This is a genomic window from Microbacterium sp. W4I4 (assembly GCF_030816235.1).
In the GTDB taxonomy this organism is placed as follows: Bacteria; Actinomycetota; Actinomycetes; order Actinomycetales; family Microbacteriaceae; genus Microbacterium.
Genome location: NZ_JAUSXT010000001.1, coordinates 2,270,777 through 2,284,559 on the forward strand (window position 1 = coordinate 2,270,777; position 13,783 = coordinate 2,284,559).

Genomic DNA, 13,783 nt, shown 5'->3' on the forward strand with positions numbered 1-13,783 from the left:
GCGTCTTCGCCGAAGAGAACAGCACAACCATCGAACTCTTGCAATCGGTTGCAGATGCAGGCTACCGTTAGTTCCATGAGCGCACAAGACCCCCGCAGACTGCGGATCGCGGTCCTCCCGCCGGACGAGCGACCCAACACCGCCGGTTACGCGCGCCAGATCGGCACGTGCAACGGCGCCGACGTCATCATGCCGCCGGCCGAGCTCATGCCTCGCTTTCGGGAGCCCGCCGACGTGGACGCGCTGGCGGCGTGGCTGCGTGAGGTGGACGGTTCGGTCGACGCCCACGTGATCTCGTTGGATCTGCTCGTGCACGGCGGTCTGGTGCCCTCACGGCTCAGCCACGACCGCATCGGCGAGGTGATCCCGCGCCTGGAGGTGCTGCGCGGGCTGCGCGCGCCGATCTCCGCCTATCAGGTGGTCACTCGCCTCCCTCATTACGACAACGCCGGTCGCAGCAGACAGGAGCCCGAGTACTGGGCGACCCACGGCCGTAAGATGTTCGCGCTCTCCCAGACCTGGGACCGACAGGCGCGGGGCGAGGCAAGAGCCGATGACGTCGAAGCCGCTCTGCATGAGGTGCCCGCCGAGTTCCGGCACGACCTGGTGCGACGCCGGATGCGCAATCACGCCGTGAATCTCGCGGCGCTCGAACTGGCCGCCGACGGCACCGTCGCCGACCTGATGATCACCTCGGACGACACCGCGCCTCGAGGACTGCCGGCCGGTGACCGCGCCGCACTGAGCACGTGGAACCAGCGACTGGACGCCGGCGCGCTGCTCTATCCCGGCGCTGACGAGGTTCCGAGTGTGCTCGTCGCCCGCGCGGTCTCCCGCGCCCACGGCGTGACCCCGCGGATCTTCGTGGGCTGTCCGGATGCCGAAGGACTGCAGCGCACCGCGCTCTACGAGGACTCCCCGATCGATCAGGGCATCGACCGGCAGATCCGTGCACTCGGAGCCGAACGAGTCCCCACCGCGGAGGACGCCGACCTCGTGTTGATGGTGCACGCCCCGGCCGCCGAGCCCGGGGACTGGACCGCTGACCCGATCACCCAGGACAGCTCCGCGGCGAGCGCACTGGTCGCTGCGGCGACGTCGGATCATCTCACCGCCGGCCGCCGGGTCGCGCTCGCCGACGTCCGCTACGCCAACGGCTCGGATCCGACGCTGCTCACCATGCTCGACGAGTCGCGGGCGCTCGAGCGACTGGAGGCCTACGGCGGCTGGAACACGGCCGGGAACACCCTGGGCACCACGCTCGCGGCCGGTGTCAGCGCACTGCTCGACGGCAGCGAGGCGGCGAAGGAGGCGCGACGCCGCTTCCTGATCGCCAAGATCATCGAAGACGCCCGCTACCTCCCGACCCTGCGCGTGCAGCTGCAGCAGGAGTTCCTCGACCGCGGCCTGACCGAGCCGCCGCTCGACGAGCTTCCCGCGCTCGGAGAGCGGGCGGCGCGCGATCTCACCTCCTGGGCATCCGGAGTCCACGCCCTGCGCGGAGTGCGGGTGACGAATGCCTCGTGGCCCAGAGAGTACCTGTTCACGATCGACTTCGACGTCGAGCTCGATCAGTGACCGACCCCCTGACTCTGCGCCGCGAGTGGGTGGACCTTCTCGGGGCGCACCCGGCGCCGGATGCCGAGATCCGCGTCGGCACCGCGCAGACCGACGGGGCGATCCGTCGCATCCCTGTCGAACTGCGCAGCTTCGGGCTGGACCTGATTCCGCGGCTCGAGCTGCCTGCGAGCTCGTCGCCCTGCCCCGTGGTCGTGCTGCCGTTCTACGACACCCAGGTGCTGTTCGGCGAGCCGAGTCCGCTGTACCCGGACCCGGATGCCCGTCCGACCCGTGCGTTCGCCCGCGAGCTGCTGGCGGCAGGGCTGGGAGTGCTGGCGGTGCCGTGGTGGGCCGAGATCACCGCAGGTGCGTCCGCAGCCCGGGAGCTGCACGAGCGCTACGGCCCGGTTGCCGAGGAGCATCTGCGACAGCATCCGCGGGTCACCGGGCTCGGACGAAGCATCGCCGACCTGCGCCTGGCCGTCGACATGCTCACCGGACTCGATCAGGTGGACGGCACGCGCGTCGGCGTCTTCGGGCATTCGCTCGGCGGCAAGCTCTCGCTCTTCGCCGCCGCATTGGACTCGCGCATCGCCGCCGCAGTGACGCATGAACCGGGCCTGGGCTTCTCGCACTCGAACTGGAGCGATCCCTGGTACCTCGGCGCGCGCGTTCCCGCCGATCGCGACCTCGACCAGCTGCTGGGTCTCGTCGCACCCCGACCGATCCTCTACGGCGGTGGGGGCGCCTCGGACGGGGCGCACAACGAGGCGCTCGCGCGGAGCGCCGCCGGTCCCGGGTCTCGGATCGAGACGCTGCACCACACCGGCGGGCATCCGTTGCCGGAGGATGTGCTCGTGCAGATGATCGACTGGCTGCGCCGACACCTGGCGGCCTGAGTCGCAGGCCGCCACGGGGCGCCCGGCGAGCTCTCTCGCCGGACGCCCCTGGCGCTGTCGCCGCGTCAGCGCCTCACAGACCGAGACACTGGCCCTGAAGCGAACCGCTCACCAGGTTCGCCTGCGTCTCGTTCTCCGGCGCAGCCGCATTGTCGCCGCACTGCAGTGATCCGTGCACCTCGTTCCCGGCGAACACGAACGCCCCCGCCGTCGCCGTCACCGAGACCGCACCGCGCACCTCCGTGCCGCGCACTTCGATGCGCTCGGCGCCGTCGGACTGCATTCCTCCCCGGACGTCGGCATCGCGCATCAGCAGGGTGCCGCCCGCTTCGACCACGACACCCTCATCCACTCGGATGCCATCGATGCAGACGACCTCACCGGAGCGGACGATCAGTCCGTCGACGATGTCCGCCGTCGGCTTCTCGGTGCAACGAGCCCACTCCACCTCTTCCACGTCGTAGCGGAAGAGGTTCGCGCCCGCGCTCAGGTAGACATCGCCCTCGCCGTCGACGGTGCTCCACTGCAGCCCGTTCGCGATGCGCGTCGCCTGACCGGTCGCCGGGTCGAAGACACTGAACCGATACCCGGCGGTGACGTAGATTCGACCATCGGCGGACGACCTGTTGACGGTCCCGTACGCCCAGTACGTCGTGCCGGCGCTGTACCGTCCGCCGACGGTCGCCTTGACCGTCGACTCGCCGGTCGCCGGGTCATAGGCGAACAGCACGTCCTCCGCGACGCCCCAGACGACGCCGTCGGGGTCGACCATGAGCCCGCTGATGCCTTCGCGCTCTTCCCCGGCGGGGTCGAGCGTCTTCACCACGGAGCGGGTCTCGGGGTCGAACACGATCAGCTTGCCGGCAGTGTGCCCGCTGGGCACGGATCCGAGCCCGCCGTCGACCGTGCTGCCGAGATACACCAGGCCGTCCACGGGGTTGTACGCGACCGAGATGATGTTCTCGTCCTCGCCGATCTCCGAGGTGAGGATCACGTGCTCACCGCTGGCGCCGTCCCAGATCGCGAGAGCTCCCTGGGTCTGGCCGTAGGTGGCGACCGATCCCATGTAGATCTCATCGCGGTCCGGGTTGTACGCCATGCCGAACGGCCGGTCCTGACCCTCGTCCACGCCGCTGAAGAGCGTCGGCACCGTGCCGGCGTCGGCGGGGTCGTAGGTGGCCGGGTCGAGCACGTCGAACCGCGCATGACCGTATCCACCGAGGTACATCTTGCCGTCGCGCACGGCGGCCGACTCGAACTGTCCGCGCTGCAATGTCGGGCCGTGAGAGCCGCCGTCCTTGTCGACCTCGGCGAGGCCGATCATGTATCCGGAGGCCCATACCGTGTCATCGACGCCACGGAAGAGCTTCTGGATCAGCGTCGGCTGTGCGAACTCGATCGCCTCCTCCGAGATCAGCGTGCCCGCCGCGAGGTCGGCGACGAACACCCCGGATGCCGAGGTGCCGTACAGCAGAGTCTGACCGCTGGAGTCGTCCACCACCCCGTTGGAGAGATAGCCCCCGATGGTGATTCCGGTCGACTCGAAGGTGTTCGCGGCGATGTCATAGCGCATCAGTGCGCCGCCTCCGCTGGAGAAGATCGCTTCGTCGGGCGAAGCGCCCTCGATGATGTGGTGGCCGAAGAAGAATCGGGTCTGATCGGCATCCCAGTGCACGATGTTCCCGTCGAGGTCGAGTACCAGCATCCGCAGGCCGACCTGAGCGATGACCCGGTCACCGACGATGTCCATCCGTCCGACGAACTGCGTGCCCTCGTTGATCCGCGGAACAGTGGTCTCGTCGGCGATGAGTGTCTGCTCGCCGCGTCCGCCGTCCGCGATCTTCCAGATCTGCGGTACCTGTCCGCCGGATCCGATGTAGAGCGTGTCGCTGGGCTGGTGATAGGCGATCGAGTGGATGTAGTCGATGCCATCGCCGATGCTGCGCAGGAACTCGACCTTGTCCGTGGCCGGGTCGAAGAGGAACAGACGCGCATCGGGGTAGGAGCCGATGTACATCGTCCCGTTCGGTCCGGGCGACATGCCGAACATCGAGTCCTTCTCATCACTGATCGTGCCGAGGTCGGTGCACTCACCGGTCGCGGGGTCATAACGCCAGAGCTTGGAGTCGTGGTATGTGCCCCAGTAGACCCTGCCGTCGCTGGCGATGTTCAGGTTTCGCGCGTGGTCCGCACCGTCGACGGTGCAGGTGCGCAACTGCGCGCCGGTGCGCACGTCGGTCACGGCGAACGTCGCCGGGTAGCCGCTCTGCGGGTTGCCCTTGAAGACCTGGTACGAGACCTGCTGCCCCTCCTCGATGCCCTGAGCGGCCTGGCTCGGGATCTGACTGGTCACCGGTGTTCCGAGATGCTCGATGCGCTCGTCCTGGACGAGGATCTTGTCGACCGGCGAGAGCTCGGGCTCTTCGGGTTTTGCGGTCGCGGGGCCGAAGTAGACGTCATCGACGAAGGTGTCGATCATCACCCCGGAGGACACATACAGCACGGCGCTGGCTGTTGCCGTGCCGTCCGGCGCGACGAACTCCGCCGAGGCCCGCCCCCACGTGTTCTTGTCGGTGCGGAGCAGCTCGTACGGCTGGACGATGAGGTTGCCGTCCGCGTCATCGAAGTGCACGGTCGCGCTGATGGGCCCGCCCGACACGAGGAACTGATCGAAGCTGAACTCGACGGTCGCCCCCGGAGTGACCGGCACGGCATCCGCCACCAGGCCGCCGTTCGCGATGCTGGCATCCCTGAAGAGGTGCAGGCTCCGGACGCCGTCGCTTGCGCGTGCGCTGCTGAACGTCGTGATCTCGGTCCTGTTCCACAGCGGCGACCATCCTGGCGCGTCCTCGGGCCCAGTGCCCTCTTCGAAGCTCGCGTTGGTCAGGAGGTTGGAGTCGGCCGGCGCATCATTCGCGTGCGCGGCAGTCGCGCCCGCAGCCAGCATCGCCACCGCGACCAGGCCCGCAGCCAGGCGCCCGGCCCATGTTCTGGATTCCGTCGTCATGTGATCTTCCGCTCTCTGTGTCGTCATCGACACGCTTGCAATCGGTTGCATTACGGTGCGCACAACGTTATAGGTCCTCGCCGATCACCACAAGAGCCTCATCGGCTCTGAAGTGAACCGCGCTCCGTTCCCGCGAAGAGCGTCCTCGTGGCCTGCGCGAAAGCTGCCATCTCCTGCTCCTCCTGGGGGTAGGAGCGGTGACCTGCCGTCATCGGCATCACGGTGCGATACGCCTCCGGCACCGTCGCGGCGACTGCGCGCTGACCGACCGGCGGCACGGACTGGTCCTCCGCGGCAGGTGCGACGATCGTGGGCACCCGAAGGCGGCGTGCGGATGTCGCGGCATCGAAGTAGTCGAGCACCGACCAGGCGTCCGGATGCTCCGCGACCCACTCCGCGACCGCTGCGCCGCTTCCGACGCAGGAAACGCCCAGCCGATCGGCGTGAGCGCCGAAACTGGGCACGTAGAGGGAAGCCGCGTCTATCCGCTCATCCCATGGCACGGCCATGGCGCCGATCCCGCCGCCGAAGCTGGGCCCGAAGAAGCCCAGTCGCAGTCCTCCCCGCGATGCCCCCAGCGGCGTTTCGAGCACCTCCTGAAGCGCGGATACCGCACACCACACGTCAGCGGCGCAGCCGCCGTGCACGTACGTCTCCCGAGAGCCGATCCCGTGCAGAACGTGCTCCTTCGAGAACGACGGGATGCCATCCGTCAGGGACAGCTCCGCCATGCCCCGCGCCACCGGATAGAGAACCGCAGCCCCCGACGGCGCCCAGCGCGGATCGAGCGCACTCCGCCCCCCGTAGCCGTGTGCGACGATGACCGCCGAGGTGATCTCACCGTGCGGGAGCGTCAGCCAGCCCCCCAGTCGCACACCGTCGACCGATGTGAATCGCACCACCCCCGCCCCCGTCTCGTCGGCGGGTTCGCGTGCGGTGTTCGGGGCCACCGCCCGCGCGCGTTCCGCCAAGCCTCTCCAGAACGCGTCGAAGTCGTCCGGTTCAGGGCGGGCCGTGGTCATGCCGCCAGTGTTCCACGCGGCGAGGACGATGTGCAATCGGTTGCTTCACCGTCGCTCGACTACGCCGCGATGTACCAGATCCAGTCCGGCATGCACGGCCCCACCGACATCTCTCCCATCGGCATGGCCGCCGCGATGCACCTGGTGCTGTCGATCCACAACTTCGGCATCCAGGAGTACATGAAGCACGGCGCGAAGACCGACCAGGTCTTCCAGCAGTCCTACACCTGGACCGACGGCTACCTGCACCCCGGCGACAAGCCGGGCCTCGGAGTCGAGCCCGATGTCGACGAAGCGGGCAAGTACCGTACGGGCAGGCCTACCTGCCGTACAACCGCCTGCTCGACGGCACTGTGCACGACTGGTGAGCGGGCAGGATCGGTGAGACGTCCGTGCGCCTGCGGCGCAGGCGCCCGATCACCCCGGGGAGGACCTCTCGTCCAGCGCCTGCACAAACCCTGACGTGATGGTCGACGGATGAGTGATCGCGGTTCCGACGCAGACCGACCATGCGCCGGCTGCGATCGCTGCCGCGGCGTCCGCGGGCGATCGGATGCGGCCTTCCGCAATGACCGGCAGCTCGCACTCGGCGGCGAGCAGCGCGACGAGTTCCAGGTCCGGTCCGGGGGTCGTCGGCCGCTCTCCGGTGTACCCGGCGAGCGTCGTCCCCAGGATGTCGACCCCCGCCTGTTCGGCTGCGAGCGCATCATCCAACGAACCGCAATCCGCCATGATCAGCGCGCCCGAGGCCGAACGCAACCCGGCTACGGTCTCGGCGAGCGAGAGCCCGTCGGGCCGCCGGCGCCTCGTCCCGTCGATCGCCACGATGTCTGCTCCGGCTTCGGCGACCGCGAGCGCAGCCCCGAGAGTCGGCGTGATGAACACCTCGTCCTGGCCCTGCTTCAGCAGACCGATGATCGGAACGTCGAGAGCGGCCGCACCGGCGCGGATGTCCGCAATACCCTGCAGGCGGACACCGGCCGCGCCACCGACGACGACGGCTTGTGCCATCAGAACCATCGTGCCCGAGCCAGACATCGCCTCACCTGGATACGCCTGGCAGGAGACGATCAGGCGGCCGCGCAGACGATCGAGCGTCTGCCGCACCGTCGCCTGCGCCGGGCTCTCCTCCTCATCCGTCATCGCCGTCTCCGCCCTCGCAGGTGGCAAGTGGGGCCGTGGTGGCGATGTCGACACGTCCTCCGCCAGGCGAGAACGTCACGCAGCGGGTCTCCTCTACGACGTCATCGGCGCCGATGCTGCGGTACTGCAGCGTCTGACGCTCCGAGCGCTTGACCTCGAAGGGCTCGGCATACGTCACCCACTCACCACCACCGACCCGGTACTCGGTGCGCATCACCTCGGAAGTGCCCGCCTCGGCCGACAGCTCCACCACCACATGGTTCTCCCCCACGTAGCTCGATGTCGTCACCGGAGGCTCCGCAGGCTCCGCACCGTCACAGCCCGCCTCCGCCTCGCACGTCACCTCCACCTCGAACAGACGCACGCGCCCATCCCGACTCGTGAACCCATCGATCCGGACTCCCGTCGCCGCAACCGGCTCGAACCGATGCACGGGTCGTATCTCCGTGTTTCCGTGCACCTCGGCCACGCGCATCCACTCCCCGTCTATGCGCGCCGAAATGTCGTAGTCGCCCAGCTCGTATCCGGTGTACTGCTGAAGTGTCACAGTGTCGACCACGACCTCCTCTGCGAAGGAGATCTCCAGCCACGGTGAGGCGTCACCCGAGGCGGTGATCCACCGACTTCCCGCATCGGACACGTCGCCATCTATGACCTTCCCGGCGTCGTAGCCGGTGGCAGCGCTCGAGGCCACGGCCGAGCCACCATTCGCCGCCAGTGCGTGGTTGACGTGCGGTGCCGCCTGGGATCCATCGGAGAATTCGAATGACCAGGTCGACGTCGCACCGTCCGGTATGGAGAAGCACTCCTGCGCGACCGCCTGCACCGTGATCGACCCACTGCCAGCGTGGATTCCGGGTGGCATCGCGATCCCGTTCACGACATAATCGACGCCTTCGACCTCGGGGATCGTGTACCGATCCTCGTGCGTGCCATCTGGATCATGGAAGGTCACAGGCGCGGGCATCACGGTTCCGGGAGCCAGCCCAGGCGTCAGCGTCGCTTGGAGCACTTCAGGACCCCGAGCGAAGTACAGCCTGCCGTCGGTGTGCGGGAGAACGTAGTTGCCCGTCGTCAGCACCTCGTGGTCTCCGGTGTCCGGGTCCAGCACGAAGACGATGCCGCCGCCGGTCGAACCGTACAGCAGCCCATCCGCCCCCGGGGCGAGCTTCGGGTAGCCGTGGTTGCCGGTTCCCGCTCCGGTGATCTTGGTGCTCTGCTTCACCTCACGGCTCGCCGGGTCGAATCGGAAGACGATTCCGTCGCCGGTCAACGCCCAGAGCTGCCCATCTGCTCGGGGTACGAGCGCAGAGATCGTCGACAGGCCGGCGATGGGGGCGGACTGCCAAGCGATGGTGTCCGTGGTGAGATCCCAGGCGACGATCAGCGCCTCATCCACGATCGGGTCCGCGCCCGGCGTGTTGTTGGAGGTGCCGATGTACAGCGTGTCATCGACGACGGCCATCGAGATCAGCTGATGTCCGGGCAGCACCTCGCCGAAGTCTTCCACCACGCCGGAAGAGGGGGCGTAGAACACGAGGCGCCCGCTGGGTTGGCCTCGTTTGCCCAGGCTGCCCGCCGCGATGCGATCACCCGCCTCGGCCAGCGCGAACAGGCGATCCTGATTGTGCTCATTCAGGCTGAAGATGGTCTCGGGGTTTCCAGGACCGAGCGGCAGATCCGTATCGAGCCTTCGCAGTACGGCTCCGGTGTACGTCCCCATGTAGAGACCGTGATCGGTCGTCAGATACCTGTGGACCTGGGACGACAGCGAAGCACTGCGAACACTGAGCTCATCGGCCTCCGGATCGAAGGAGACGACGTTGCCGTTGTTGAAGCTCAGTCCGACGTACACGTCGCCATCCAGGCCGCTGCCGAAGGCGCGCACCGTCACCGGTGTCATGGGCATCTCGGCGTCGCTCGTCACGCTCCCACGACCCGTCTCGGGGTTGAAGCGCCAGAGCTCACCCCTCCTCCCCATGCCGACGATCGTCTCGCCCGGGTGTTCGGCATCGCCGAGGTCGATCAGATTCATGCCACCTCCGCCGAGGTAGTAGTTGACCGCCTGATCCCAGCCGGCATCAGCCGACTGAAGGGTGGTGGTATCGAAGGAGTAGAGCCGGTTGACGGCGGTGTTGGCGAAGTAGACCTTGCCCTCTGCGGAGACCTCAGTCGGCATGCTCGGCGCGCTTTTGGGAAGATGCGCGACCCACTTCTGCGTGGACGGATCGTAGACGTGCCATTCCAGCGAGCCACCGAAGTACGCGAAGAGCAGTCCATCACGCCAGGCCATCAGGCTGATGCGGTAGTCGCCGTCCGCCATGGTGGGGGGTTGCGGTATCTCCGTGCGCACACCCGTCGCGAGATCGACGCGGATGACCCGCGCGGTGCCCTCGGTTCCGACGTAGAGGCCACCCTGCTCGTCATAGGCGATCGCGCGGGCGTACTGCTCGTTCGGGTCGACGCGCCCGTAGTCTGTGAATCGCTCCGTCTCGGGCTCGAAGCTGAAAATGTGCCCCTGCGGGAAGGTGCCTCCGTAGATCGTGCCGTCCGCCGCCTCGACGATCCGAGTGATGTGCGATTCGCCGGCGACGGCGTGGCCCAGATTCGTCATCGTGTCCGCGGCCGGATCGTACTTGAACAGCAGAGCTTCGGGTCCCCAGCCGGGGATGTAGACGGAGCCGTCCCGGGTCGCGATCATCGAGAGGGAGTCATTGAGCTCTTCAATCGCATGGTGTCGCAGCTGCTCCCCCGTGAGCGGGTCGAGCGCGGCGAACTGCACCGCGTTCTCGGGGCTGCCCCCTTGGACATACACGACGGGACGCCCGTCGGGAAGACGACCGGTCGCCGACACGTTCATGCGCAGTTCCGTGACGGGGACTCCCAGCGATCGGACGGCGACGCCCGTGGACGCCGGCTCCGCCGGGCACGTCGTCGACGTGGAGAGCGTGGCACCGCCACCCTCCGACCCCGTCCCGGATGCTGTCGCGGGAGCAGCCGCTCCCAGTCCCGCACCTACTGCGACCATCAGCACCAGAGCGATGCGTGACACGCGTCGCGTGTTCATGGCTCTCCTCTCATTCGTCATCGCTGTCTCCCCCCTCGCAGGTGGCAAGTGGGGCCGTGGTGGTGATGTCGACTTCGCCGCCGCCAGGAGAGAACGTCACGCAGCGAGTCTCCTCGACAGCGCCGTCACCGCCGACGCTGCGGTACTGCATCGTCTGCCGATCCGATCGCTTGACGTCGAACCGCGCCTCGTAGGCGACCCAATCGCCGTCGTCGAACCGATACTCGACCCGCTCCACCGCGGCACTGCCCGCCTCCGCCGTGAGCGTCACCCGCACCTCGTTCTCACCCTCGTACGACAGGGTCGTCGCAGGCGGCACCGTCGCAGCGCCGCCGTCACAACCGGCATCCGCCTCGCACGTCACCTCCACCTCATACAGCCGCACCCGGCCGTCCCGACTGGTGAACCCGTCGATCCGGACCGCCGTCGCCGCCACGGCATCGAACCGGTGCACCGGACGCGCCATCGTGTTCCCGCGCACCTCAGCGACCGTCACCCACGCCCCGGCGATCTCAGCCGAGATGTCGTAATCGCCCAGCTCGTAACCGCCGAACTGCTGCATCGTCACCGTGTCGACCACGGACTCCTCCGCGAACGCGATCTCCAGCCATGGGTCGACGTCATCGGCCGTCGTGATCCACCGACTCGCCACACCCGACACGTCGCCATCGATCACCTTCGCCGGCACATACGCGCCGTAGGCGCTGGAGCCCGTCGCCGTGCCGCCGTTCTCCGCCAGGGCGACGTTGACCCGCTCGACGGGGTCGGGGCCGGGGTCGACGGGATCCGGGCGCACCCAGCCATCGGGAGTGCCGCGGAACACCACGGTGTTGCGCACGAAGAAGAACCGGCCGTCCCCGGTCGGGATGGCCTCGCTCCCCTCTGCGACCAGGTCGACCGCGCCGGAGGAGATGTCGACCGTGTACACCCACCCGCCCGCGTTTCCGACGAGCGTGTCCTCGTCCAGCAGGTTCAGCCGCGCACCCGCCCAGCCACCCGAACCACGGGGCTCGCCGAAGATCGAGACGGCCTCGGTGGCGTCGATCGCGTATCCGCTCTCGTCGTGCCGGACGTCGAGATCGAGGATCGCTGAATCATTGGTGACGGCCCAGATGCGACCGTCGGGCAGCTGCAGGATCTGGCTGATGCCGGTGGCGCCCGGCCGTGGCACCGTGACGTACTCGGTGGTCAGGGTCTCGAGGTCGAAGACGAACAGCCGCGCGTCGGGATCCGGGTGCTCCACCCCGAGCTGGCTGCTCGAGGTGCCACCGATGAGCACCTCGCGACCGTCGATCCGCTGGTAGAGCACCGACGCCACGGAATAGTTCGGCACGGGCTCATCGGTGTAGGCGATCGCGCCGGTGAGCGGGTCAAGGACCGTCAGATGCCCACCGAGACTGCCCTTGGGGTTCAGCGAGGTGACGGCGAGCCGGCTGCCTGCGGCCTCCATGTCGAGCACGCGCTCCTGGTCGTAGTCGCTGAGTGCCACGATGCGCGACGGGTTGGACGGGTAGCTCCAGTCCCTGGTGTGATCGAAACGCCAGACTCCGGCATCCGAGTACCCGCCGATGAACATGCTCGGGCCGCTGCCCTCGACGTCGATCGTTCCGATGAACTGCGACTGCGACACTCCGGGCAGTCCCTCTGAAGCCAGGGTGTCGATGTCGATGCGCGCCATCCGGTCGGGAGTGAGGTAGCCGGCGGCATACATCTTGCCGTCGGGCGCCATGCCGAGCGCGGCGATCTTCAGTGCACCGGCGACGGCGCCGGTATCGACCCAGCGGAACTGCTCGGTCTGCAGGTTGTAGTGCCACATCCGTCCCGTCAGGCCCATGCCCGCCGCAGTGACGCCCGGCCACTCCGGGTCCGCCAGCTCGAGCAGGCCGAAACCGCGGGCTGCGTTGATCGAGAACAGATTCAGCGCGGTGAGCTGCGTCACCGCACCGCTCGCCAGGTCATAGCTGTACAGGTCGTTGGGGGTGCGGTCGATGAACAGCACGCTTCCGTCCACGACGTCGCTGATCGGCGTCGCAGGGACATCGATCAGCGACTCACGCCATTGGCCTGTCACCGTGTCGTAGACCAGGTACGCGAAAGCGGGCGTCACGAAAGCGAAGAGCAGGCCGTCACGGTAATACATCTCGTTGATGTACGTCTGGGTGCCGGCATACTCGGCCGGCAGCGGGATCTCGGTCTTCTCACCGGTGGTGACGTCCGTCGAGAACAGGCGCGCATTGGTTCCCGTGCCGACGTACAGCGTGCGGTCGCCGTCGAACGCGGTCGAGCGCGCGTACTGCTCCCCCTCGGCGATGGGCCCGTAGTCGTGGAATCCGCGGTCGGGGTGGTAGCTGAAGACGTGCCCGCTGGGATAGGTCCCCGAATAGAGCGTCCCGTCGTCCGCGAATGCGGTGAGCCGCGAGATGTTCGACTCGCCCGCGACCGGCGCGCCCAGGTCGGTCACCGCATCCGCGGCGGGGTCGTAGCGGAAGAGGTTCGCGCCCGGTGTCTGGCCCGCCGCGTACGCCGAGCCGTCCGGTGAGAGTCCGGTGTACGTCGAGGTCGTCTTGTCACCGAGATCGTGTGCGGAGATCAGCTCACCTGTCTCGCCGTTCACGACGCTGAGCCGCGCGGGCTCGCCGTAAGTAGGCGCGTATACGACCGGGGTGCCGTCGGGCAGCGCCCCCATCGCGGCCGTGCGGATGTTGACTGCGGTGATCGGAGGACCCACCTCGTCCACCACGTATCCAGGCGCCGCATCTTCGCCGGCTGCAGGAAGGGGCACCGTGAACAGCGCCGCCGTCACCATGACGGCCAGCGCCGCCGAATTCCATCGCTTCATGTGGATCTCAACTCCCGTGTCGAGGATCGGATAAGGGCGACCGTACGGAGTTATACGGCATTACTGAAGTCATTTATGCGAATAACCTAACGAGAGCATGGTCGAGACGGTTACCGAACCGTTACAGAGCGGCGAGTATCCGCGATATGCAGGGCGATTTTGCTGGAAATCAAGCATTGGGCTCAATGATCTCCTGAGTTCGGGACTTGACGGAACGTCATCGAGCCGGGCAGTGTGGCTGACACA

General features: G+C 67.7%; 7 protein-coding genes and 1 pseudogene. 3 read left to right on the forward strand and 5 right to left on the reverse strand.

All coding sequences use genetic code 11. From position 1 onward, the window contains the following. Positions 1 to 75 precede the first annotated feature (75 nt). Together QF046_RS10705 and QF046_RS10710 are read left to right on the forward strand one after the other, a co-directional pair. Positions 76 to 1,578, forward strand: coding sequence for a DUF4127 family protein (locus tag QF046_RS10705; RefSeq protein ID WP_307369554.1), 1,503 nt, complete (start codon positions 76 to 78; stop codon positions 1,576 to 1,578). Next, a complete protein-coding gene (locus QF046_RS10710; RefSeq protein WP_307369556.1) occupies positions 1,575 to 2,459 on the forward strand; it encodes an acetylxylan esterase in 885 nt (294 codons plus the stop codon). The genes QF046_RS10705 and QF046_RS10710 overlap by 4 nt, the downstream gene beginning before the upstream one ends. 73 nt (positions 2,460 to 2,532) lie before the next feature. Here QF046_RS10710 and QF046_RS10715 read toward each other — a convergent pair whose 3' ends face one another. Together QF046_RS10715 and QF046_RS10720 are read right to left on the reverse strand one after the other, a co-directional pair. Next, on the reverse strand, positions 2,533 to 5,466 hold the full coding sequence (locus tag QF046_RS10715) for a carbohydrate binding domain-containing protein (protein WP_307369559.1): 2,934 nt from the start codon (positions 5,464 to 5,466) through the stop codon (positions 2,533 to 2,535). Positions 5,467 to 5,564: 98 nt separating this feature from the next. Continuing rightward, positions 5,565 to 6,488 (reverse strand): acetylxylan esterase, encoded by a 924-nt coding sequence (locus QF046_RS10720; protein WP_307369562.1) that lies wholly within the window; start codon positions 6,486 to 6,488, stop codon positions 5,565 to 5,567. A 54-nt stretch (positions 6,489 to 6,542) separates the two neighbouring features. Here QF046_RS10720 and QF046_RS10725 point away from each other — a divergent pair. Then, positions 6,543 to 6,856 (forward strand): annotated as a pseudogene (locus QF046_RS10725) (enolase C-terminal domain-like protein); the annotation flags it as partial. Between the two features lie 49 nt (positions 6,857 to 6,905). On the opposite strand, the gene QF046_RS10730 reads toward QF046_RS10725, so the two are convergent. From QF046_RS10730 to QF046_RS10740, 3 genes are read right to left on the reverse strand one after another with little or no spacing between them, the layout of a single operon-like run. Continuing rightward, positions 6,906 to 7,631: an N-acetylmannosamine-6-phosphate 2-epimerase gene (locus QF046_RS10730; RefSeq protein ID WP_307369564.1), complete on the reverse strand. Its 726-nt coding sequence runs from the start codon at positions 7,629 to 7,631 to the stop codon at positions 6,906 to 6,908. Then, positions 7,621 to 10,698 carry a discoidin domain-containing protein gene (locus tag QF046_RS10735; RefSeq protein WP_307369566.1) on the reverse strand — a complete coding sequence of 1,026 codons (3,078 nt, stop codon included), beginning with the start codon at positions 10,696 to 10,698 and terminating at the stop codon, positions 7,621 to 7,623. Before QF046_RS10735 ends, QF046_RS10730 begins: the two co-directional genes overlap by 11 nt. Positions 10,699 to 10,708: 10 nt before the next feature. Next, entirely contained in the window at positions 10,709 to 13,537 is a 2,829-nt protein-coding gene (locus QF046_RS10740) for a discoidin domain-containing protein (protein WP_307369568.1), read from the reverse strand. Positions 13,538 to 13,783: the final 246 nt, after the last annotated feature.